General features: G+C 75.7%; 23 protein-coding genes. 8 read left to right on the plus strand and 15 right to left on the minus strand.

Features of this window, described 5'->3' with window-relative positions:
* The 7 genes from alaS to KIK08_RS20895 all read right to left on the minus strand — a co-directional run.
* A partial coding sequence (gene alaS, locus KIK08_RS20865) for an alanine--tRNA ligase (protein WP_214404894.1) occupies window positions 1-2572 on the minus strand: 2572 nt, incomplete at its 3' end.
* A gap of 101 nt (window positions 2573-2673) precedes the next feature.
* The gene (locus tag KIK08_RS20870; protein ID WP_214404895.1) at window positions 2674-3012 is read right to left on the minus strand and encodes a hypothetical protein; all 339 of its coding nucleotides are present in this window, start codon (window positions 3010-3012) and stop codon (window positions 2674-2676) included.
* On the minus strand, window positions 3009-3413 hold the full coding sequence (locus KIK08_RS20875) for a DUF948 domain-containing protein (protein WP_214404896.1): 405 nt from the start codon (window positions 3411-3413) through the stop codon (window positions 3009-3011). Before KIK08_RS20875 ends, KIK08_RS20870 begins: the two co-directional genes overlap by 4 nt.
* 290 nt (window positions 3414-3703) lie before the next feature.
* On the minus strand, window positions 3704-4282 hold the full coding sequence (shbA, locus tag KIK08_RS40125) for an RNA polymerase sigma factor ShbA (RefSeq protein WP_308257767.1): 579 nt from the start codon (window positions 4280-4282) through the stop codon (window positions 3704-3706).
* A gap of 1122 nt (window positions 4283-5404) precedes the next feature.
* Window positions 5405-5659: a hypothetical protein gene (locus KIK08_RS20885; RefSeq protein WP_214404898.1), complete on the minus strand. Its 255-nt coding sequence runs from the start codon at window positions 5657-5659 to the stop codon at window positions 5405-5407.
* 19 nt (window positions 5660-5678) lie between these two features.
* Window positions 5679-6995 (minus strand): ornithine--oxo-acid transaminase, encoded by a 1317-nt coding sequence (gene rocD / locus KIK08_RS20890; protein WP_214404899.1) that lies wholly within the window; start codon window positions 6993-6995, stop codon window positions 5679-5681.
* A gap of 159 nt (window positions 6996-7154) precedes the next feature.
* On the minus strand, window positions 7155-7610 hold the full coding sequence (locus tag KIK08_RS20895) for an Lrp/AsnC family transcriptional regulator (protein ID WP_214404900.1): 456 nt from the start codon (window positions 7608-7610) through the stop codon (window positions 7155-7157).
* 30 nt (window positions 7611-7640) lie between these two features.
* Between KIK08_RS20895 and KIK08_RS20900 the strand changes: the two genes are divergently transcribed.
* Window positions 7641-8858: an arginine deiminase gene (locus KIK08_RS20900; RefSeq protein ID WP_214404901.1), complete on the plus strand. Its 1218-nt coding sequence runs from the start codon at window positions 7641-7643 to the stop codon at window positions 8856-8858.
* Window positions 8859-8870: 12 nt separating this feature from the next.
* Here KIK08_RS20900 and KIK08_RS20905 read toward each other — a convergent pair whose 3' ends face one another.
* Window positions 8871-9314 (minus strand): MarR family winged helix-turn-helix transcriptional regulator, encoded by a 444-nt coding sequence (locus tag KIK08_RS20905; RefSeq protein WP_214404902.1) that lies wholly within the window; start codon window positions 9312-9314, stop codon window positions 8871-8873.
* Between the two features lie 62 nt (window positions 9315-9376).
* Between KIK08_RS20905 and KIK08_RS20910 the strand changes: the two genes are divergently transcribed.
* Window positions 9377-9970 (plus strand): TIGR03086 family metal-binding protein, encoded by a 594-nt coding sequence (locus KIK08_RS20910; protein WP_214404903.1) that lies wholly within the window; start codon window positions 9377-9379, stop codon window positions 9968-9970.
* Between the two features lie 40 nt (window positions 9971-10010).
* Here the strand turns inward: KIK08_RS20910 and KIK08_RS20915 are convergent, their stop codons facing one another.
* Together KIK08_RS20915 and KIK08_RS20920 are read right to left on the minus strand one after the other, a co-directional pair.
* Entirely contained in the window at window positions 10011-10790 is a 780-nt protein-coding gene (locus KIK08_RS20915) for a hypothetical protein (RefSeq protein WP_250557458.1), read from the minus strand.
* A gap of 5 nt (window positions 10791-10795) precedes the next feature.
* Entirely contained in the window at window positions 10796-11749 is a 954-nt protein-coding gene (locus KIK08_RS20920) for an ATP-binding cassette domain-containing protein (RefSeq protein WP_214404904.1), read from the minus strand.
* Between the two features lie 156 nt (window positions 11750-11905).
* Here KIK08_RS20920 and KIK08_RS20925 point away from each other — a divergent pair, with 156 nt between their 5' ends.
* Window positions 11906-12619 carry a hypothetical protein gene (locus tag KIK08_RS20925; RefSeq protein WP_214404905.1) on the plus strand — a complete coding sequence of 238 codons (714 nt, stop codon included), beginning with the start codon at window positions 11906-11908 and terminating at the stop codon, window positions 12617-12619.
* Window positions 12620-12676: 57 nt separating this feature from the next.
* Here KIK08_RS20925 and KIK08_RS20930 read toward each other — a convergent pair whose 3' ends face one another.
* From KIK08_RS20930 to KIK08_RS20940, 3 genes are read right to left on the minus strand one after another with little or no spacing between them, the layout of a single operon-like run.
* A complete protein-coding gene (locus tag KIK08_RS20930; RefSeq protein WP_214404906.1) occupies window positions 12677-13321 on the minus strand; it encodes a response regulator transcription factor in 645 nt (214 codons plus the stop codon).
* Window positions 13312-14022 (minus strand): histidine kinase, encoded by a 711-nt coding sequence (locus KIK08_RS20935; RefSeq protein WP_214404907.1) that lies wholly within the window; start codon window positions 14020-14022, stop codon window positions 13312-13314. The genes KIK08_RS20930 and KIK08_RS20935 overlap by 10 nt, the downstream gene beginning before the upstream one ends.
* Window positions 14019-14381 carry a response regulator transcription factor gene (locus tag KIK08_RS20940; RefSeq protein ID WP_214404908.1) on the minus strand — a complete coding sequence of 121 codons (363 nt, stop codon included), beginning with the start codon at window positions 14379-14381 and terminating at the stop codon, window positions 14019-14021. The genes KIK08_RS20935 and KIK08_RS20940 overlap by 4 nt, the downstream gene beginning before the upstream one ends.
* Window positions 14382-14499: 118 nt before the next feature.
* On the opposite strand from KIK08_RS20940, the gene KIK08_RS20945 reads away from it, so the two are divergent.
* Window positions 14500-16296 carry a sensor histidine kinase gene (locus KIK08_RS20945; protein WP_214404909.1) on the plus strand — a complete coding sequence of 599 codons (1797 nt, stop codon included), beginning with the start codon at window positions 14500-14502 and terminating at the stop codon, window positions 16294-16296.
* Window positions 16297-16307: 11 nt separating this feature from the next.
* Here KIK08_RS20945 and KIK08_RS20950 read toward each other — a convergent pair whose 3' ends face one another.
* Complete coding sequence (locus tag KIK08_RS20950) at window positions 16308-17720, minus strand: replication-associated recombination protein A (RefSeq protein ID WP_214404910.1); 1413 nt, start codon at window positions 17718-17720, stop codon at window positions 16308-16310.
* Window positions 17721-17921: 201 nt separating this feature from the next.
* On the opposite strand from KIK08_RS20950, the gene KIK08_RS20955 reads away from it, so the two are divergent.
* The 4 genes from KIK08_RS20955 to KIK08_RS20970 all read left to right on the plus strand — a co-directional run bounded on the left by KIK08_RS20955 (window position 17922) and on the right by KIK08_RS20970 (window position 21137).
* Window positions 17922-19136, plus strand: a complete 1215-nt coding sequence (locus KIK08_RS20955; RefSeq protein ID WP_214404911.1) for an aminotransferase-like domain-containing protein — start codon at window positions 17922-17924, stop codon at window positions 19134-19136.
* A gap of 9 nt (window positions 19137-19145) precedes the next feature.
* Complete coding sequence (locus KIK08_RS20960; protein WP_214404912.1) at window positions 19146-19637, plus strand: Lrp/AsnC family transcriptional regulator; 492 nt, start codon at window positions 19146-19148, stop codon at window positions 19635-19637.
* A gap of 16 nt (window positions 19638-19653) precedes the next feature.
* Complete coding sequence (locus KIK08_RS20965) at window positions 19654-20808, plus strand: aminotransferase class I/II-fold pyridoxal phosphate-dependent enzyme (protein WP_214404913.1); 1155 nt, start codon at window positions 19654-19656, stop codon at window positions 20806-20808.
* Between the two features lie 107 nt (window positions 20809-20915).
* Window positions 20916-21137 carry a hypothetical protein gene (locus tag KIK08_RS20970; protein ID WP_214404914.1) on the plus strand — a complete coding sequence of 74 codons (222 nt, stop codon included), beginning with the start codon at window positions 20916-20918 and terminating at the stop codon, window positions 21135-21137.
* 27 nt (window positions 21138-21164) lie between these two features.
* Here KIK08_RS20970 and KIK08_RS20975 read toward each other — a convergent pair whose 3' ends face one another.
* Window positions 21165-21572 (minus strand): four-helix bundle copper-binding protein, encoded by a 408-nt coding sequence (locus KIK08_RS20975; protein ID WP_214404915.1) that lies wholly within the window; start codon window positions 21570-21572, stop codon window positions 21165-21167.
* Window positions 21573-21669: the final 97 nt, after the last annotated feature.

The following is a 21669-nucleotide window of genomic DNA, read 5'->3' on the forward strand; positions in this document are numbered from 1 at the left end:
CGCCGCCGCGCCCGCCGACGGCCGCGGCGAACGCGGGCACCAGCTTGCCGGCGGCCAGCCCGCGGTCGCGGGCGGCGGCGGTCGTGGCGACCACGAACGACACCTTGGCGCCGTCGGCGGAGAACAGCGCGACCACGCCGGGCCGGCTGCCCAGCCGGGCGCGCACGTCGGAGGCCAGCGCGCGCAGGTCGTTGCCCGCGATGCCGTCGGGGGTGGACACGGCGACCAGGGCCACGCCGCCGACGTCCTCGGCCCCCGCGGCCAGCTCGCCCGCCGAGGACAGCACCGCGTCGGCGCGCACCTTCTCCAGGTCGCGCTCGGCGTTGCGCAGCCGCTCCACGATCGACCCGACCCGCTCGGGCAGGTCCTCGGGACGGGCCTTGAGCTGGTCGGCCAGGGTGGAGACCAGCAGGTGCTCCTTGGACAGGTGCCGGAAGGCGTCCAACCCGACCAGTGCCTCGACGCGCCGCACGCCCGAGCCGATCGAGGCCTCGGACAGCACCTTGACCATGCCGATCTCGCCGGTGCGCGTGACGTGCGTGCCGCCGCACAGCTCGCGGGAGTAGTCGCCCATGTCGACCACGCGGACCCGGTCGCCGTACTTCTCGCCGAACAGCATCATGGCGCCGAGCCTGCGGGCCTCGTCCATGGACGTCTCGTAGGCCTGGACCTCGCGGTTCTCCTGCAGGACCGTGTTGACCTCGTCCTCGATCTCGGCCAGCGCGGCCGGCGACACCGCGCCCGACGGCGAGGTGAAGTCGAAGCGCAGCCGGTTCGGCGCGTCCAGGGAGCCGGCCTGGGCGGCGGTCGGGCCCAGCGCCCCGCGCACCCCGGCGTGCACCAGGTGGGTCGCGGTGTGCGAGCGGCAGATGGCGGCCCGGCGCCCGAGGTCGACCTCGGCCACGACCGCGGCGTCGAGCGAGACCTCTCCGGCGACGACCGTGCCGCGGTGCACGCGCAGCCCCGGCACCGGCGACTGGACGTCGTCCACGCGGACGGTGAACGAGGCCCCGCGCAGCTGCCCGGTGTCGGCCTGCTGGCCGCCGGCCTCGGCGTAGAACGGCGTGCGGTCCAGCACGACCTCGACGCTGTCGCCCTCGCGGGCGGCGGGCGTGGCCACGCCGTCGACCAGCAGGCCCACGACGGTGGCCTCGGCGGCCAGGTCGGTGTAGCCGAGGAACTCGGTGTCGCCGGCGCGGTCGAGCACGGTGCGGTAGACCGCGCCGTCGCCGTGGCCGACCTTGCGGGACCGGGCGTCGGCCTTGGCCCGGGTGCGCTGCTCGTCCATCAGCTCGGCGAACCGGTCGCGGTCGACCTGCAGCCCGGCCTCGGCGGCCATCTCCAGGGTCAGGTCGATCGGGAAGCCGTAGGTGTCGTGCAGCTGGAAGGCCCGGTCGCCGGGCAGCACCAGCCCGGCGCCCCGCTTGGTCTCCGCGACCGCCGTGTCGAAGATCCGCGACCCCGAGGTCAGGGTCTGCAGGAAGGCGTCCTCCTCGGCCTGCACGACGGCCCGGATGCGCTCGAAGTCGGTGGCCAGCTCCGGGTAGGACGGCGCCATCGCGTCGCGCACGACCTCGGCGAAGGCCGGCAGCACCGGCTCGTTCACGCCCAGCAGCCGGGCCGAGCGCACGATCCGGCGCAGCAGCCTGCGCAGCACGTAGCCGCGGCCCTCGTTGGACGGGGTCACGCCGTCGCCGATGATCATCACGCCGGAGCGGGCGTGGTCGGCGATGACGCGGAAGCGGACGTCGTCCTCGCCCCCGGCGCCGTAGCGCCGGCCGGAGAACTCCTCGGCCCGGGCGATCACCGGGCGGACGAGGTCGGTCTCGTAGACGTTGTCGACGCCCTGCAGCAGGCAGGCCACGCGCTCGACGCCCATGCCGGTGTCGATGTTCTTCTTGGGCAGCGAGCCGATCGGCGGGTGCTCGTCCTTGGGGCTGAGCTCCCCCCGGACGTCCTGCATGAACACGAGGTTCCAGATCTCGATGTAGCGGTCCTCGTCGGCGACCGGGCCGCCCTCGCGGCCGTGCTCCGGGCCGCGGTCGTAGTAGATCTCCGAGCACGGCCCGCCGGGACCGGGCACGCCCATGTCCCAGTAGTTGTCCTTGCCGCCGCGGCGCTGGATGCGCTCGGCCGGCAGGCCGGCGATCCGCTGCCACAGCTCGATCGCCTCGTCGTCGGTGCGGTAGACCGTGACCCAGATGCGGTCGGGGTCGAAGCCGTAGCCGCCGGAGCCCTGGCTGCCAGTGATCAGGTTCCAGGCGTGCTCGATCGCCCCGGCCTTGAAGTAGTCGCCGAAGGAGAAGTTGCCGGCCATCTGGAAGAACGTGTTGTGCCGCGTGGTGCGCCCGACCTCGTCGATGTCGCCGGTGCGCACGCACTTCTGGATGGAGGTGGCCCGCGGGTACGGCGGCGGGGCCTCGCCCAGGAAGTAGGGCTTGAACTGGACCATGCCGGCGTTGACGAACAGCAGGGTCGGGTCGTCCAGGATCAGCGAGGCGCTGGGGACGCGGGTGTGCCCGGCGGTGGTGAAGTGCTCGGTGAACCGGCGGGCGATCTCGTGGGTCTGCACGGTGGTGCCTTCGTCTGGTGATGGACGGTGGGCGACCTACCGGGCCCACCGGGGAGGGCGGTCACTGCGGGCAGGGAACGGCAGGGCACGGACGCCGCGCGTCACGCCCCTGCCCGGCGCGCTCGCGCGCGGGGCGACGGTCGGGCGCCGCGGGGGGCGGGCACGGCGGCCGGGGCCGGCTCCCGCAGGGCGTCGGCGTAGCTGGGCAGCCGGGTGCCCGTCTGCCGCTCGACCATCGCCGAGAGCTCCCGCTCGCGCTCGTCCATGCCGGCCCGGATCTCCGCGCCGAAGGCGCCGATGCCGGCTCCGAGCTCGCGCAGGCCGTCGGCCAGGTTGGCGCCGACACCGGCCGGGGTGAGGGCCTGGGCGGCGGCGTTGGCCCGCCGGGCCACGTACGAGCCGGCGGCCAGGCCGACGCCCAGCCAGAACAGCCGCTTCATCGCCGCCGCCGGTTCCGGCGCCCGCCCGGGCGCGCGTCGCCGGCGTCGCGGGCGGCGCGACGGGCCCGGACGGCCTTGTTGATGCCGTAGGAGAACGCCGCGGCCCGCACCAGCGGACCGCCGAGCGTGGCGGTGAACAGCGAGGTCAGCACGGACACGTTGCTGCTCACCGCGCGGGCGCTGGAGGTGATCCCGTCGACGCGCTCGAGCTGGGTGTTGACCTGGCTGAGCGTGGTCTGGGCGCCGTCGAGCAGCGGAGCGCTGCCCTCGTGCGCCTTGCGGATGGCGACCGTGGCCTCGTCGAGCGTGCGGCCCAGCTTGAGCAGCGGGACGGCCAGCAACAGCACGAGGACCACGAAGGCCCCCGCCGCGATCAGCGCCGCGATCTGGCCCACCGACACGTAGCCTCCCCGTACTCCAGCTGGATGCGCCGGCCCGGAGAACCCGGCCGGCGGAACGTGCACAGGCTACTCCGGGGCTCGCGGGCGCCGCCCCCGGGTTCGCGTGTGTCGCCCGGTCAGCGGGGCCGAGCGGGGCCGGCGCGAAGATCGCGCACGTACCCCCGCGACGGCGCGAGGCGCCGGCGGGCGACTGCCCCGCCGGCGCCTCGCGGACGTCCGGGTGCCGGTCCGGGTCGGGGTGCGGCGCTGTGCCCGGCGCCGCCCCCGCCCGTCACCGGCGGGTGCTCAGTTCACACCTCGCCGTAGCGGCCCATGTCGGACGTGCTCGACATGACCGCGCGCAGCCGGTTGAGCGCCCGGTGCTGGGTGACCCGCACCGCGCCGGGCGTCGACCCGACGATGTGCGCGACCTCCTCCGCCGACAGTCCCGCCACGATGCGCAGGATCAGCACCTCGCGCTGGCGCGGGGTGAGCCGGTGCAGCAGGCCGCCGAGGCGCTCGGCGAGCTCGCCGGCCAGCAGCCGCTGCTCGGGACCGTCGTTGGTGACGGCCACGTCGGGCAGCTCGGCCATCGGCTCGGACTTGTTGCGCCCGATGGCCCGGAACGCGTCGGTGACCTTGTGCGCGGCGATCCCGTAGACGAAGGCCCGGAACGACAGGCCCTTGATCTTGTAGCTGGGCAGCGCCCCGACCACGGCCAGGCAGACCTCCTGGGCGACGTCGTCGGCGGAGCCGATCACCGTCTCCTGGCGGCCGAGCCTGCCGCGACAGTAGCGGAGCACAAGCGGGTGGATCTCGGTCAGCAGCCGCTCGCGGGCCGTGACGTTCCCGGCGACCGCGTCGGCGACCAGCCGCTCCAGCAGCGGCACGTCGGCCGGCGGCGCGGGGCGCGCCGGGGCGGTCAGCTCCGCGATGGTCTCCGGGCTGATCTCGACGGCCACCTCGGCGACCGGCAGGACGTCCTCGACCGGGACCGGCGCGACCACGGCCGCTCCGCCGCGGGTGCCCGGGTGCAGCGGCTGGACCGGCGTCAGCACCTGGGTGGCCGACTCGACGACGGCCTGCCCCGACCGCGGACCGGGCACGGCGGCAACCGTGTCCTGGGCGGTCGGCGCGGCCACGTCGGCGCCCTGGTGCGCGACGCCCACCGGCCGCAGTGCCGGGTGCGTGGGCTGTTCGACCAGCCCGACGGCGCTCATCGGTCGGATTGCGCGGTCAGGACGGCGTAGCCGTCCACAACGGACATGTTCATGGGACCCCTCCCCGATTTGCCGGCCGGAACCGGTCGGCAATGAACGATTCACGCGCTCCGTGAACAACCGGAGCGCATGTCACTGCTCGTACTCAGGAGGCAACGGCGCACCCGTCGATACGTGCTGCCCGCCGCCCACCGGTGCCCTCGGCGAGTGGCGCGCCCGCGCCTCCTGTCGTGCCCTTCCGGCCGACTCCCCGATCGCGGCTGTGCCCGGCCTCGACCGAAGATCATTCGACCTTCAAGTAAGCATCCTGGGTGACTGCGGACTGCCGAGTCAAGCGACCCCAGGCCTCGAAATGGTTACGCCCGGTCAGCGGCTCATTCGACCGGGCCGTCCGAGGACGACCCCACCGACTGAAACCCACCGGCCGTTCCGTCACCGTAGCGGGGGCCGCCGGGCCCCCTGCACGCGGTGTCGTCCACGACCCCCGCGCCCACCAGGGGCGGAACCGCGTCTGCGCTGCTCGCGACCGGCGTGGGCGGGAGTGCTTACACGGTGGGGACCCGACACCGGCGGCGGGTCGGGGCGACGGACCGCATTTCCCCGCGCGTCCGCCGGAGCCGAAAGTCCTGCTCAGGCGGGCGCGACGGGCACCGCGACGACTTCGCGGCACCGAACCGACGAATCGGGGCGCCGCGGACCCGACCCGGGAAAGGATCACAACCGCATCTCGCGAAGGCTTCGGATCGGCCAATGGACGTGTTACCGGAACGCTTCGGTAATCGCCTGTTCGGATCAATGCGCCGCGGGGCGCGCCGCGCCGGGGCCGTACCGGAGCACCAGGTCATCGCCCGCCACCGCGCTCGGCACGACCGGATCGACCCTCGCGACCCCCGACTGACAGTCACGCTGAGTAGCCAATTCGCCGTCGGCGGCCGTCGAGCCGGCGGAACCCGACTCGCCGAGCGCGGTCCCGGCGGAGACCGGCGGACCGGCGACACGGCGCCCCACCACCACCGACACGGTCCCCGTCGCCGTGCGGTCGATCACCAGGGCCGAGCGGTCATGATCAGGAGATGGGTGGGCGGGCGGTCACGCTGGGCTCGGGGTGGAGGTCGGCCAGCACCGCGCCCAGGGCCGCCACCGCGACGGCGATCTCGTCCTCGGTGACGACCAGCGGCGGCGAGAACCGCACCGTCGAGCCGTGGGTGTCCTTGACGAGCACCCCGCGGCGGGCGAGCCCCTCGCTGACCTCCCGCCCGGTCGCGAGGGCCGGGTCGACGTCCACCCCCGCCCACAGGCCGGCGCAGCGCAGCCCGACGACGCCGTGCCCCACCAGCGCTGCCAGCCGCTCCCGCAGGACCGCGCCCAGCTCGCGCGCCCGGGCCAGCAGGCCGCCCGGCCCGTCGTCGGACAGCAGGCCGATCACCTCGCGGCCGACCGCGCAGGCCAGCGGGTTGCCGCCGAAGGTGCTGCCGTGCTGGCCCGGGCGCAGCACGCCGAGCACGTCGGCGTCGGCGACCACCGCGGACAGCGGGAGCACCCCACCGCCGAGCGCCTTGCCCAGCAGGTAGACGTCCGCCTCCACGCCCGACGCGCGGGTCGCCAGCAGGTGCCCGGTGCGCCCGAGCCCGGACTGGACCTCGTCGGCGATCATGAGGGCGCCGGCCGCGTCGCAGGCCCGTCGCACGGCGGGCAGGTAGTCCGGTGGCGGGACGACCACGCCCGCCTCCCCCTGGACGGGCTCGACGAGCACGGCGACCGTGTCCGGGGTGACGGCGGCGGCGAGCGCGTCGGCGTCGCCGTACTCGACCACGTCGAAGCCGGGGGTGAAGGGGCCGAAGCCGGCCCGCGCCTGCGGATCGGTGGAGAACCCGACGACGCTGATCGTGCGGCCGTGGAACCCGCCGGCGGCCACGATGACCCGCGCCCGGTCCGGGGCGACGCCCTTGACCTCGTAACCCCACTTGCGGGCCACCTTGATGCCGCTCTCCACGGCCTCGACCCCGGTGTTCATCGGCAGCACCACCGCCTTGCCCAGCAGCGCGGCGAGCTCGGCGCAGAACGGGCCGAGCTGGTCGTTGCCGAACGCGCGGCTGGTGAGCGTGACGCGGTCGAGCTGGCGGTGCGCGGCGGCCACCAGCGCGGGGTGGCGGTGGCCGAAGTTGAGCGCCGAGTACCCGGCGAGGAAGTCGAGGTAGCTGCGGCCCTCGACGTCGGTGACCCGGGTGCCTTCGCCGGTGGCCACGACGACCGGGAGGGGGTGGTAGTTGTGCGCCGAGTGGGCGGCCACCATCCGCTCGTGCGCGGCGGTCGCGGTGGTCGCAGGGGTGGTCGCTTCGGTGATCGCGGCGGTGATCGCAGGGGTGGTCGCGGTGGTGGACATGGGCACGCTCCACGATCGGGCCGGTGGGGAGGGCCGGCGGCGCCGGGTACGGCAATTGTCCGGAGCACCGCGCGCGGTGGGCAACCACGCGACGCTGCCGGTCGGCGCCGGATCGTTGCGCCTCGGCGGTGCCGCGCGGCGATCCGTTGCGCGGGGCCCTCAGTCCGGTCGCGGGGCTGCCGTGCGGCGCAGCAGCGGGCTGAGCACCAGCACCGACCGGGTGCGCGCGACGATCGGCTGGGCGCCGATCTGCTCCAGCACCCGCTCGAAGTGGCGCATGTCGGCGGCCAGGATCCGCAGCACGGCGTTCGCGTCGCCGGACACCGTGCTGGCGTCGACCACCTCGGGGAACCGCGCCACCGCCTTCCGGATCGCGCCCGGCGTCGTGCTCTGGGCGCAGAACAGCTCCACGTAGCCCTCGACCGCCCAGCCCAACGCGGCCGGGTCGAGCCGGACGGTGAACGCGGTGATGGCGCCCCGCTCGCGCAGCCGGTCGACCCGGCGCTTGACCGCCGAGGCGCTCAGGCCCACGCGGGCGCCCAGCTCCGCGTAGCTGGCCCGGGCGTCCTCGGTGAGCAGCGCGATGAGGTCCTGGTCGAGCCGGTCGAGGCGCACCGGGCCATCCTGCCGGGCAGGATGGGCGCCATGTTCCGCGTGGACTCAGAGGTGGGCGTGCTCTCGCAGGTCGTCCTGCACCGGCCCGGGCCGGAGCTCAAGCGGCTGACCCCGGGCAACAAGGACCGGCTGCTGTTCGACGACGTGCTGTGGGTGCACCGCGCCCAGCAGGAGCACGACGTGTTCGCCGACCTGCTGCGCGGGCGGGGCGTCGAGGTGCACCTGTTCGGCGAGCTGCTGCGCGAGACGGTCGCCATCCCCGAGGCCCGCGACCACGTGCTCGACAGCATCTTCGACGACCGGGTCTACGGGCCGCTGGCCGTCGACGCGCTGCGCGAGTGCTTCGACGCGATGGACCTCGACGCGCTCACCGACCACCTCATCGGCGGCATCACCAAGCGCGAGCTGCTCGACCGGATCCCGGAGCCGCGCTCGATCGCGCTGCACGTCCTCGACGCCGACGATTTCGTGCTCGAACCGCTGCCCAACCACCTCTACACGCGCGACACCTCGGCCTGGATCCACGGCGGCGTGGCGGTCAACAGCATGCGCAAGAAGGCCCGGATGCGCGAGACCGTGCACTACGAGGCCGTCTACCGCTGGCACCCCAAGTTCGCCGGGACCGGGTTCGCGCTGTGGTCGCGGGGCACCGCCAGCGGGCCGGCCACGACCGAGGGCGGCGACATCATGGTGCTCGGCGGGGGCGCCGTGCTGGTCGGGATCAGCGAGCGGACGACGGCGGCGGGCGTCGAACGGCTGGCCCGCACGCTGTTCGAGGGCGGCGAGGTGGACCGGATCGTGGCGCTGCGGCTGCCCGAGACGCGCGCGCTGATGCACCTCGACACGGTCCTGACCATGGTCGACCCGGAGACCTTCACCGCCTACGCGGGGCTGGGGCTGCTGCCCGCCTACACGGTCCGCCCCGACGGCGCGGGCGGGATGCGCGTCACCCACCACGCGCCGGACGCGATGTACGACGCGATCGCCGCCGCGCTGCGGCTGCCCTCCGTACGCGTGCTCACCGCCGAGCAGGACGTGCACGCCGCCGAGCGCGAGCAGTGGGACGACGGGTGCAACGCGCTGGCGGTCTCCCCCGGCGTCGTCGTGGCCTACGAGCGCAACGTCACCACGAACACGTTCCTGCGCCGCAACGGCATCGAGGTGCTCGAGATCCCGGGCGGCGAGCTGGGCCGGGGCCGGGGCGGGCCGCGCTGCATGAGCTGCCCGGTGCAGCGCGCGGCCGTCTGAGGCGCCCGGCGGTCAGGTCGAGGCGCGCTCGGCGAGCCGGTCCAGCGCGCGCAGGAACGCGGCCCGGTCGGCCTCCGGCACGTCGGCGAGCAGCTCGGCCTCCATGGCCCGGATGTCGCCGCGGCACGCGTCGAGCAGCTCCCGACCGGCCGGGGTGAGCGTGACGATCCGGTTGCGCCGGTCGTCGGGGTCGGGGTCGCGCTCGACGAGCCCGCGCCCGGCGAGCCGGTCGAGGCTGGCGATGAGCCGGGTGCGGTCGCGGCCGATGGCCGCGGCCAGCTGGGCCTGCTTCTGCGCCGGGCCGTCGCGCAGTGCGGCCAGCACGGCGTAGTCCCACATCTCGACGTCGCGGGCGTCGAGCAGCGCGGTCTCCGCGGCGAGGATCCGGCGCAGCACGCGGTGCAGCTGCGCGCCCACGTCCTCGCGGCGCGCGGCGAAGTCTGCCGGCTCGGACACGGGGTCACGGTACCGGGACCCGCGGCGTTGACAGATCGTCTACTCTGGTAGATTATCTACCAATGAAGACGATCTCGGACGCCGCCACCCTCCACCGCCGCGCCCTCGACCTGGTCGGCGACCTCGTCGCCCGCGTCACCCCCGCCGACCTGGGCCGCCCGACCCCGTGCGCGGGCTGGGACCTGCGCCGGCTGCTGGCCCACGCCATCGGCCAGAACCACGGGTTCGCCGACGCCGCCGAGCGCGACGCCGGGATCGAGTCGTTCGCCGACCGGCCACCGGGCGCCGACCCCGCCCGCGAGTGGTCCGAGTCGGCGACGCGGGTGGCCGACGCGCTCGCCGCCGCGGCCGCCGACCCCGACCGCACGCTGCTGCTGGCCGAGTTCGCCGCCTTCGGCCGGATCCCGGCCCGCGTCGTCCAGGGGATGCACCTGCTCGACACCGTCGTGCACGGCTGGGACGTGGCCACGGCGCTCGAGCTGCCCTACCGCCCCGACGACGAGCTGGTCGAGGCGACGCTGCGGATCGCGCGCACCGTGCCCGACGACGAGTCGCGCACGCGGCCGGGCGCCTCGTTCGGGCCGGCGGTGCCCGGCGAGCCCGACGACCCGTGGCTGCTGGCGCTGCACCTGCTCGGACGGCGGCCGACCGGCTGAGGGGACCGGTCGGCCGCCGAGCACCGCGGTCGGGGCGCCGTCACGCGTCGCGGCGGCGCGCGACCGCGACGGCCACGGCCAGCAGCCCCGCCGCCACCGCGGTCAGGTAGCCCAGCGCCGCCCAGGGCGACCCGAGCAGGCCCGTCGCGGTGCCGTCCGCGGTGACGAAGTACTTGCCCGCCTGGAACGGCAGCCACGGGGTGAGCGCCGGGCCGACGCCGGGCAGCAGGCCGATCAGCTGCTCGGCCACCAGGCCCCACACCAGCACCAGGGCCACCGCACCCGCGGTGTGCCGGACCAGGATGCCGACCGCCAGGGCGATGACCGCGGCCAGCAGGTTGACCGCGCCGACCCCCGCGACCTGGCGCCACTCGACCGCCCCGTGCAGCGCCAGGTCGACGTCGGGGACGAGCGCGGCGCTGAGCCCCCACGACCCGAAGGCACCGGCCAGGCCGACGGCGGCGGCGACCGCGGCGACGACGACCGCCTTGGCGCCCAGCGCCACCCCGCGCCGCGGCACGGCCAGGTAGGTCGTGCGGATGGTGCCGGTCGAGTGCTCGGTGGTGATCGCGAGCGCGGCCATCACCATCACCACCGCCATCCCCGCGCTGTGGACGAGCTGGGTGGTGGCCACCGTGAGCGGACCACCCTCGTACCGGGTCGCGACCGACACGATCGCGCCCAGCCCGGCCGTCACCGCGACCGCGGCGCCCGCGCACCACCACGGCGAGCGGATGCCGGTCAGCTTGATGCGTTCCGCGGCGACCGCGGCGGCGAAACCCGGCCGCGCGATCGTCGTGCTCCCGGCTGCCACCGACATCCGGCTCACCCCTTCGCCGCGGTCAGCGCCGCGGAGTCGTCCGGTCCGCCGGCGGGTCCGCCCGCGGTGTACTCGACCTCGTGCCCGGTGATCCGCATGAAGGCCTCCTCCAGCGACCCGCGGTGCAGCGACAGCTCGCTCAGCGCCAACCCGGCGTCGGCGGCGACGCGCCCGATGCGCGCCATCGGGGTGCCGGTGGCGGTCAGCGCGCCGTCACCGGAGGGGCCGACCTCCACGCCCGCCCGGCGCAGGGCCGCGGCCAGCTCGTCGAGCCGCGGGCCGTCGACCCGCACGCTCGTCCGCGAGGCGCTGTCCACGAACTCCGCCGTCGTGCTCTGCGCGATGAGCCGCCCGCGCCCGATCACCACCAGCTCGTCCGCGGTCAGCGCCATCTCCGGGAGCAGGTGGCTGGAGACCAGCACGCAGCGCCCCTGGGCGGCCAGGCCCCGCACGAACCGGCGCACCCAGACGATGCCCTCCGGGTCCAGGCCGTTGACCGGCTCGTCGAACAGCAGGATCTCCGGGTCGCCGAGCAGCGCCGCGGCGATGCCCAGGCGCTGGGCCATGCCCAGCGAGAACGCCCCCGCCCGCCGGTCCGCGACCGCGGTCAGCCCGACCTGGTCGAGCACCTCGTCGACCCGCCCGGGTGGCAGCCGGTTGGACCGGGCCAGCCAGCGCAGGTGCGCCCTGGCCGTGCGGTTGGGGTGCACCCACCTCGCGTCCAGCAGCGCGCCGACGGTGCGCAGCGGGTGGGCCAGCTCCCGGTACGGCACGCCGTCGACCAGGGCGAGCCCGGCGCTGGGGCGGTCGAGCCCCAGCACCAGGCGCATGGTGGTCGACTTGCCCGAGCCGTTCGGCCCGAGGAAGCCGGTCACCCGGCCGGGCTCGACGGTGAACGACAGGTCGTCGACGGCGAGCGTCGCGCCGTAGCGCCTGGTCAGGCCACGAACCTCGATCACGGTGTCCTCCTGCGGTCGGTCGCTCGTGCCGAGCCTGCGCCGCGACGGCGCGGACCGGCAGCGGGTCGTCCCGGGCCCGCACGCAGGGAAAACCCTGTCCGGGATCGGGTGCTGGGCCGGTACTGGCGGCGGGCGGATCGGCGCAGCCTGGTGGCCATGACCAGCACACAGCTGCCCGCCGGCCACCTGCCCCCGCCCGTCGAGCCGATCCCGCCCCGGCGGCGCCGGCGCACCGCGCTGGTCGTCGGCACCGGCGCGGTGCTGGTCGGCGGCATCACCGCGGGCGCGATCGCCCTGGGCGTCACCGTCTCCACCTCGCTGCAGCGCGAGACCACGGCGCAGTCCGTGGCCGGCGTGCGCGAGGTCGTCGTCGAGTTCGACGAGGGGTCCGTGCGCCTGACCGCCGCCACCGGCCCGGACGTGGACGTGCGCACCACCCGCGCCTGGACGCCCGGCTACCAGCCCGTCCTCGGGCAGCGGCTCGTCGACGGTGTGCTGACCCTGACCTCCGACTGCGCCGACTTCAACATCGGCTGCGAGGTCGGCCGGGAGATCGCCGTGCCGGCCGGGACCGAGGTGCGGGTGCGCGGCGCGGCGGGCCCGGTGGAGGCGGTCGACCTGGACGTGCCGCGGTTCAGCGTCGACAGCGCCGCCGGTCCGGTGAGCGTCGACTTCGCCACCGCTCCCGAGGCGGTGCGGGTGGCGACGGTCGCCGGCCCGGTGACCGTGCGCGTGCCCCGGGGCGCCTACCGGGTGAGCGCCGACGTGTTGATCGGGCAGGTGGACGTGGGTGTCGACAACGATCCCGGCGCCGACCGCAGCATCGAGGTGAGCACGGTGACCGGTTCGATCGACGTGCTGGCCCGCTGAGCCACGGGCAGGACGGGGTGGCCGGCCCGCGGAGGGTCCGGCCACCCCATGCCCGTGTCAGCCGCGCAGGTAGGTGAGCACGGCGAGCACCCGCCGGTTGTCGTCGGCGCCCTGGTGCAGCCCGAGCTTGGTGAAGATGGCGCGGACGTAGGCCTCGACGGTCTTCGGGCTGAGGAACAGCCGCCGGCAGATGGCCTGGTTGGTCCGGCCCTCCGCCATCACGGTCAGCACCTCGCGCTCGCGGTCGGTCAGCTCGTCCAGCGGGCTGCGGGCGCGCTTGCGCCCGACCAGCTGGGCGACCACCGACGGGTCGACCACCAGCCCGCCCGCCGCGACCCGCCGGACGGCGTCGGTGAGCTCGGAGAGGTCGGCGACCCGCTCCTTGAGCAGGTAGCCCGCGCCGCGGGCGCCGTCCTCGATCAGCTGCAGCGCGTAGTGCGGCTCGACGTGCGCGGAGAGCACGAGCACACCGACCCCCGGGTGGCTCGTCCGCAGAGCCCGGGCGGCGTCGAGGCCCTCGGTCGTGTGCGTCGGGGGCATCCGGATGTCCACGACCGCGACGTCGGGCGGGTCCTGCCCGATCCGGTCGAGCAGCGCGCGGGCGTCGCCGACCTGCGCGACGACCTCGAACCCGGCGTCGGCGAGCAGCCGGGCCAATCCCTCGCGGAACAACGCCGCGTCGTCGGCCACCATCACCCGCACGGCAGGACCGCCCGCACCCCGACGCCGTCGGCGGACGAGGTCGTCCGCAGCGTGCCGCCGCGCGCGGCGACCCGGTCCTCCAGCCCGCCCAGCCCGGCCCGCGGCACCTCCGGCACCCCTCCGGGCACCCGCGCGGTCACCTCGACGTCCATCCGGCCTCCCCGGTCGCGCACGACGATCCGCACCCGGCCACCCGGCGCGCGGTCGAGCGCGCCGGCGGTGAGCGCCAGCGCGTCGGACACCACGAAGTAGCACGCCTGCTCGTCCGCTCGGGACAGCCTGCGCCGCGGCACCTCGACCAGCTCGGCGGGCACCGTACTGCGCTCGACGAGCGCGGCGAGGGCGGGACCCAGCCCGGCGTCGGTAAGCAGCACCGGGTACATCCCGCGGGCCAGCTCGCGCAGCTCGCCGAGCGCGGCGGCCAGCTCGGCGGCCGCCTCCTCCAGCAGGTCCGCTCCCCGGCCCGGCCCGGGGAGCTGCGCGCGGGCCATCCGCAGCACCAGCGCGACCGACAGCAGCCGCTGCTGGGCGCCGTCGTGCAGGACGCGCTCGGCCTCCCGGCGGGCGTCGTCGGCTGCGGAGGCGATCCGGGCCCGCGACGCGCGTACCTCGACCAGTTCGGCGCGCAACGCGGCGGTGCGCCGCTCGACCAGCAGCGCGGCCCCCACGACGGCGAGGGCCGGCACCGGCCACGCCCTCATCCGGCGCACCGCAGCAGGCGGCCCACCGCGTCGCCGCTCAGCTCGGCCTTCGCGATGAACCCGACCGCGGGGCTGTCGCCGACCCGGGTGCCGTAGTCCGCGCGCGACCGGCTGGACACCAGCACGACGGCGGGCGGAGCGGGCTGCGCGGCGAGCACCGCGGCGACGGCGAAGCCGTCCAGGTCGGGCAGCTGGACGTCGAGGAGCACGACGTCCGGGTGCAGCTCACGGGCGGCGCTGATGGCCCCCGCGCCGTCGGCGGCCTCGCCGACCACGGCGAACCCGCCGTCGACGAGCAGCCGGCGCGCGATCGAGCGGAACGACGGGTGGTCGTCGACGATCAGCACCCGAGCCCGCATGCCCCGATGGTGGCACCGGCGCGACCGGTGGCGGTACGGGGCAAACCCTGCTCCGAGGGGTGCCGCCGCGGTGGGGAGGTGCCCTACCATGGCGGCCCTGCCGACGAGACGAGGCCAGATGACGGCCGATCCCGTTCCGGCACCCCCGCCCGCCGGCGCCCGGGCCGCGCGCCGCTCCGTCGTGCCCGCGCCCTCGCGGGCCGGCTGGATCGTGCTGTGGACAGCGGCCGTCGCCGGCGAGCTCGGCGCGCTCTCCCCGCTCGTGCTGGGCGGCGACAACCCCTTCGGCGAGCCGGTGTACCTGGTGTTCCGGCTGGTCGGCGGGTCGTTCACGGCGTGCGGGCTGATCGCGTGGCACCGCCGCCCGGACAACCGCAGCGGCCTGCTCATGACGGCCACCGGCTTCGCCTTCTACGTCTCGCCGCTGCTGGGCCTGGTCGACCACCCGCTCGCGACGACCATCGGCCACTGGCTGCCCGACCTGTGGATCCTGTTCTTCGTCCCGCTCCTGCTCACGTTCCTCACCGGCGGTCGGCTGCGCACCCGGGTGGACCGCGTGCTGGTCGGTGCGGTCGCCGTCGAGGTGTTCGTCCTCGCGCCCCTGTACCTGGCGTTCTCCCCGATCGAGGACAACGTCATGCTCGTCGTCGCGCACCCCCAGCTCGCCGCGGTCGTCGACGTGCTCCAGCGGACCCTGCTGCTCGCCGTCTGCCTGGCGACCGTGGTCGTGGTCGGGGCGCGGTTCCGCGGCGCCTCCCCGCCGCGGCGCCGGGCGCTGCTGCCCGGGGTGGCCGGCGCCGCGTGCCTGCTGCTGTTCGCGGCGCTGCTGGTCATCGACCTCGTGCACGCCGGGTCCCGGGTCCCGCGGGTGTCGCAGGTGGTGCTGTGGCTCGCGGCGTGCTCGATCGCCACGGTCCCGCTGGCCTTCCTGGTCGGCCTGCTGCGCTCGCGGCTGGCCCGCGGCGGGCTGACCGAGCTGGTCCGCGCGCTGCGCACGGTGGGCCCCGACGAGCTGCAGCCCACCCTGGCCGCGGCGCTCGGCGATCCGGCGCTGCTGGTCGCCTACGCGCGGCCCGACGGCTCCTACGTCGACGGCGCGGGCGCGGCGGTGCCGCTGCCCGGCCCGGACGCGGAGCGGTCGATCGCGGTCGTGGAGCGCGACGGCGCGCCGGTGGCCGCGCTGCTCTACGACCGGACCCTCGACGACGACCCGGAGCTGGTGGAGGCCGTCGGCGCCGCGGCCACGATCGCACTGGAGACCCGGCAGCTGCAGGCCGAGGCGCAGGCCCGGCTGGCCGAACTGGCCGCGTCCCGGGAGCGGATCATCGCCGCGGGCGACGCCGAGCGCAGGCGCATCGAGCGCAACCTGCACGACGGCGCCCAGCAGGGGCTGGTGACGCTGGCGCTGCAGCTCTCGCTCATCCAGCGGCGCATCCGCGAGGACCCCGCCGACGCGGAGCTGCTGGTCACCTCGGCCGGCGACGAGCTCGCCCGCTCGCTGGCCGAGCTGCGCGAACTGGCCCGCGGCATCCACCCGGCCACGCTCGACCATGGCCTCGACATCGCCCTCGACGCGCTGGCCACGCGCTCGGCCGTCCCGACGACGGTGACCGTCGAGCCCGGACCGGTGCTGCCCGAGCCGGTCGCCTTCGCCGCCTACTGCGTGGCCTCCGAGGCGCTGACCAACGTGGCCAGGTACGCGCGGGCGGGCTCCGCGTCGGTATCCGTGCGCCGCCCGGCCGGCGCCGTGGTCGTCGAGATCGTCGACGACGGCGTGGGCGGCGCCGACCCCGCCCTGGGCACCGGGCTGCGCGGCCTGGGCGACCGCGTCGAGGCGCTCGGCGGCACCTTCGCCGTGTCCGGCGCGGCCGGCGGTGGCACGGTGGTCGCCGCGCGGATGCCGCTCGACCGGTGACGCCCGCCCCCCTACTCGGGGCGGGTGCCGCGGACGGCGCGGCGCAGCCGGGGCAGCCGCTCGGCCAGCGCCCGCTCCGCGCCGCGGTTGGTCGGGCGGTAGTAGTCGACGCCGACCAGCTCGTCGGGCGGGTACTGCTGGGCGAGGACGCCGTCGGGCACGTCGTGCGGGTAGCGGTAGCCCACGGCGTTGCCGAGCTTCTGGGCACCGGCGTAGTGGCCGTCGCGCAGGTGGGCCGGCACCGCGCCGACCGCGCCCGCGCGCACCTGGGCCTCCGCCTCGCCGAGCGCCGTGATGATCGCGTTCGACTTCGGGGCGGTGGCCAGGTGCACGGTGACCTGGGCCAGCGCCAGGCGGCACTCGGGCAGCCCGACCAGCTGCACCACCTGGGCGGCGGCCGCCGCGGCCGGCAGCGCCGTCGGGTCGGCCAACCCGACGTCCTCGCTGGCGTGCACCATCAGCCGGCGGGCGATGAACCGCGGGTCCTCCCCCGCCACCAGCATCCGGGCCAGGTAGTGCAGGGCGGCGTCGGGGTCGGAGCCGCGGATCGACTTGATGAACGCGCTGATCACGTCGTAGTGCTGGTCGCCCGCGCGGTCGTAGCGGACGGCGACCTCGGTGACGGCGCGCTCGACCGCGGCGATGTCGAGTTCGGGCCGCTCCCCGGCTCCGGCTCCGGTATCGGCGTCCGCCGCGCCGCGCTCGCCGAGGACGCCGTCGGCGGCGGCCTCCAGCGCGGTCAGCGCCCGCCGTGCGTCGCCGGCGGCCAGCCGGACCAGCGCGTCCTCGGCCTCGTCGGTCACCCGCAGCGCGTCGCCCAGCCCCCGCGGGTCGGTGACCGCGCGGCGCAGCAGCGCGCGCACGTCGTCCTCGGTGAGCGACTGCAACTGCAGCACCAGCGAGCGCGACAGCAGCGGGGAGACCACCGAGAACGACGGGTTCTCGGTGGTGGCCGCGACGAGCAGCACGACCCGGTCCTCCACGGCGCCGAGCAGGGCGTCCTGCTGGGTCTTGGAGAAGCGGTGGACCTCGTCGACGAACAGCACCGTCTGCTGGCCGCGGTAGTCGCGGCGGCGACGGGCGTCGTCGATGACCGCGCGCAGCTCCTTCACCCCCGACGACAGCGCCGACAGCGCCACGAAGTGGCGCTCCCCCACGCCGGCCAGCAGCCGGGCGATCGTGGTCTTCCCGGTGCCGGGCGGGCCGTAGAGCAGCACCGACGCCGCGGCGCCGCCCTCGACGAGCCGGCGCAGCGGGGCCCCGGGCCGCAGCAGGTGGCCCTGGCCGACGACCTCGTCGAGGGTGCGCGGGCGCATCCGCACCGCCAGCGGGGTGCTGGCGGTGGGGCGGGGCGGGGCGGCTGCCGACTCGGCGGGCTCGTCGGCACCGAACCCGTCGAGGTCGAACAGGCCGTCGGTGTCCATCTCCCCCAGCCTGCCACTCGCCACCGACACGCGGTGCGCGGCCGTCAGCGGCGGCGCCGGCGTACCCACCGATCCCAGATTTCGGGAATCCGCTTCCACCGACCGGGAACGTTGGGCATCCTCGTACCTGCGCCCCACCCCGGTGCCCCCCGCCCTGTCGATCCAGGACGAGCCCCATCCGTCCGGCGACCGGAGCCCCCGATGACCCTCTCCCCCTCCCCCACGATCTCCGCCCGCACCGCGGGCGTGCGCGGCTCGGCGATCCGCGACCTGCTCACCCTCACCGCCCGCCCCGACGTGATCAGCCTGGCCGGCGGGCTGCCCGCGGCCGACCTGCTGCCCCGCGAGCGGATCGCCGCCGCGGCGGCGCGGGCCCTCACCGACCCCGCCGCCGTCCAGTACGGCGAGACCGCCGGTCTCGCCCGGCTGCGGGAGGTCGTCGCCGCGCACGAGACCGAGCGCGGCACGGGCGGCGCACGGGGTCCCGTGCTCCCGGGCGACGTCGTGGTGACCAGCGGGTCCCAGCAGGCCCTCGACCTGCTGGCCAGGGCGGTCCTCGACCCGGGCGACGCGGTCGTGGTCGAGGATCCCGGCTACGTCGGGGCCCTGCAGGTGTTCCAGGCGGCCGGCGCCGTCGTCGTGCCGGTGGGCCTGGACGCCGACGGGATGCGCGTCGACGAGCTGGCCGACCTGCTCGCCGGCGGGCTGCGCCCGCGGCTCGTCCACACGGTCAGCAGCTTCCACAACCCGCGCGGGGTCACCCTGGCCGCCGAGCGCCGCCGGGCGCTGGCCGAGCTCGCCGATCGGCACGGCTTCCTGGTCGTCGAGGACGACCCCTACGGCCTGCTCGCCTTCGACGGCGCCACCCCCGCGCCGGTGGCCGCGCACGGCGAGCGGGTGGTCCGCCTGGGCAGCGCCTCGAAGGTGCTCGCGCCCGCGCTGCGGGTCGGCTGGCTGGTCGGGCCGGGCGAGGTCACCGCCGCGGTCGAGCTGCTGCGCCAGGGCGCCGACCTGTGCGGCTCGACGCTCACCCAGTCCATCGCGGCCGATCTGCTGGGCGACCGCGACTGGTTCGCCGGGCACCTCGCCACGCTGCGCCGCGAAGGCGCCGCCCGGGCCGCCGCCTTCACCACCGCGGTCGCCGAGCTGCTGCCCGACGCCGTCGGCTCCGACCCCACCGGCGGCATGTTCTGCTGGCTGGAGTTCCCGGAGGGCACCGACACCACCGCCGCGCTGCCCCGCGCGCTGGACGCCGGCGTCGGGTTCGTGCCGGGCAGCGCCTTCGCCGTCGGCACGCCCCTGCCCGCGGCGGCGCGCTGCTGCTTCGCCTCCCACCCGCCGGAGGTGCTGCACGAAGCGGTGCGACGGCTCGCCACCGCGCTCGCGGTGCCGTCCGGACGCGGCCGGTCGACGTAGGGTCGGGCCGTGCGCCAGATCCTCGAACTGCTGGAGCGCGACGCCCAGCTCTCCCACGACACCATCGCGACCATGATCGGCCTGCCGGTGGCCGAGGTCAGCGCGGCCATCGCGGGCTGGGAGGCCTCCGGCGCCATCCGGCGCTACAAGGCCGTGGTCGACTGGGACGCCGTCGACCACGACCCCACCCGGGAGACGGTCACCGCGTTCATCGACGTCTCGGTGGCGCCCGCGCGCGGCGTCGGGTTCGACGACGTCGCCACCCGCATCGCCCGCTTCGACGAGGTCCGCAGCGTCTACCTGGTCTCGGGCAGCCAGGACCTGCGCTGCACCGTCACCGGTCCGACCATCCGGGCGGTGTCGGACTTCGTGTCCCAGAAGCTGTCCACGATCGACCGGGTCCGGTCCACCGCCACGCACTTCGTGCTCAAGACCTACAAGCGCGACGGCGACGCCTTCGACCGCCCGGCCGAGGACCACCGCCTGCCGGTCACCCCCTGAGGCCGGCGAGGACACAGTGCGCCCCCTGAACGCCACGATCACCGCGTGCCCGCCCTCGGGCATCCGCAGGTTCTTCGACATCGCCGCCGAGATGGACGACGTGATCTCCCTCGGCGTCGGCGAGCCCGACTTCGCCACCCCGTGGCGCGTGCGCGAGGCCGGGATCTACGCCCTGGAGCACGGCTACACCACCTACACCTCCAACGCGGGCCTGCCCCGGCTGCGCGAGCTCATCTGCGCGGAGCTGGCCACGCGCTACGGCGTCGGCTACGACCCGGCCGACGAGTGCCTGATCACCACCGGGGTGTCCGAGGGCCTCGACCTGGCGCTGCGGGTGCTGCTCGACCCGGGCGAGGAGGTGATCGTGCCCGAGCCCTGCTACGTGGCCTACGAGCCGTGCGTGCGCTTCGCGGGCGGCGTCCCGGTGGCCGTGCCGACCCGCTGGGAGGACGGGTTCGCGGTGGACGCCGACGTGGTCCGGGCGGCCGTCACACCCCGCACGAAGGCGATCCTGCTCGGCTCGCCGGCGAACCCGACCGGCGCCGTGCAGCCCAGGGCGGCGCTGGAGGCCCTGGTGCGCCTGGCCGAGGAGCACGACCTCTACCTGGTCTCCGACGAGATCTACGACCGGCTCACCTACACCGGCACCCACACCTGCCTGGGCGCCCTGCCCGGCGCGCGTGAGCGCACGGTGGTGCTCGGCGGGTTCTCCAAGGCGCACGCGATGACAGGTTGGCGGGTCGGGTGGATCTGCGCCCCGGCCGCGGTCGCCGAGCTGTGCGTGCGCGTGCACCAGTACACGATGCTGTGCGCGCCGCACGTCTCGCAGCTGGCCGCGGTGGAGGCGCTGGAGCACGCCGACGCCGACGTCGCGGCGATGGTGGCCGACTACGACCGGCGCAGGCGGGTGTTCGTCAAGGGACTGCGCGAGATCGGGCTGGACTGCCCCGAGCCCGGCGGGGCGTTCTACGCGTTCCCCTCGATCCGCTCGTCGGGCCTGGACTCGGCCACCTTCGCCGAGCGGCTGCTGCACGAGGAGCACGTGGCGGTCGTGCCCGGCGACGTGTTCGGGCCCTCCGGGCAGGGCCACGTGCGCTGCTCGTACGCCACCGCGCTGCCGAAGCTCGAGGAGGCGCTGGTCCGGATGGACCGGTTTCTGCGTCGCCTCTGAGCCGGTCGGTTGCGCCAGTCGCGGGTGCGGTAGCCGGGCGTCCACGGACCGTAGGGTTTTCGCCGGGTTCACCGACGGGCAACGTCGGCTCGCGACGCTCGACGCCCATGGACACCCCTTCGCCGCTGCCCTGTCCGCTCTGCGCGCGTCCGCGGACCCCGGCCGACGCCGCCGGCCTGGCGTGGAGCAGCCAGCACGAGCCCGACGGCACCATCACCTGGATCTGCCCGACGTGCACCCGCGCGCAGCTGTGGCGGATCGAGGCGCTGCTGGGCGTGGCGTCGCCCACCGCACCGGCCGCGCCGACGCCCGTGCGCCCGGCCGCCTGAGAGGCGTTGCGGAACCGGACGATCGCTTCAGCTCGTCGCCGCCAGCAGCGCGCGGCAGGCCCGCTCGCAGCGGCGGCACGCCTCGGCGCACACCCGGCAGTGCTCCATGCCGTGCTCGCCGTGCGTCGCGCACTCGTCGCCGCAGGCCCGGCACGCCGTGGCGCAGGCTTCGAGCACGGCCCGGGTGACGTCGGCGTCATAGGCGGTCTGCCGGGACAGCACCCGGCCGGTGGCCTCGCAGACGTCGGCGCAGTCGAGGTCGAGGCGGATGCAGCGGCGCATCGCGGCCACGTCCGACTCGCTCAGGCAGGCGTCGGCGCACGCGGTGCAGGCCTGCGCGCACTCCACGCACGCGGCGATGCACTCGGCGAGGGCGTCGCGGTCGAAGCCGTACGTGGCGGGCGTGGTGTCCAGCATGGCTGCGGCTCGGGTCATGCCCGCTGACTACCCGCGGGGGTCGGGCCTACGCCACCAGGCGCCCCGATCGAGGCTCGGTCGTCGCCGCAGGGGGTCACGCCGGCCCAGCGGCGCA

Origin of the sequence: Pseudonocardia lacus (assembly GCF_018531445.1) — a bacterium.
Taxonomy (GTDB): Bacteria; Actinomycetota; Actinomycetes; order Mycobacteriales; family Pseudonocardiaceae; genus Pseudonocardia; species Pseudonocardia lacus.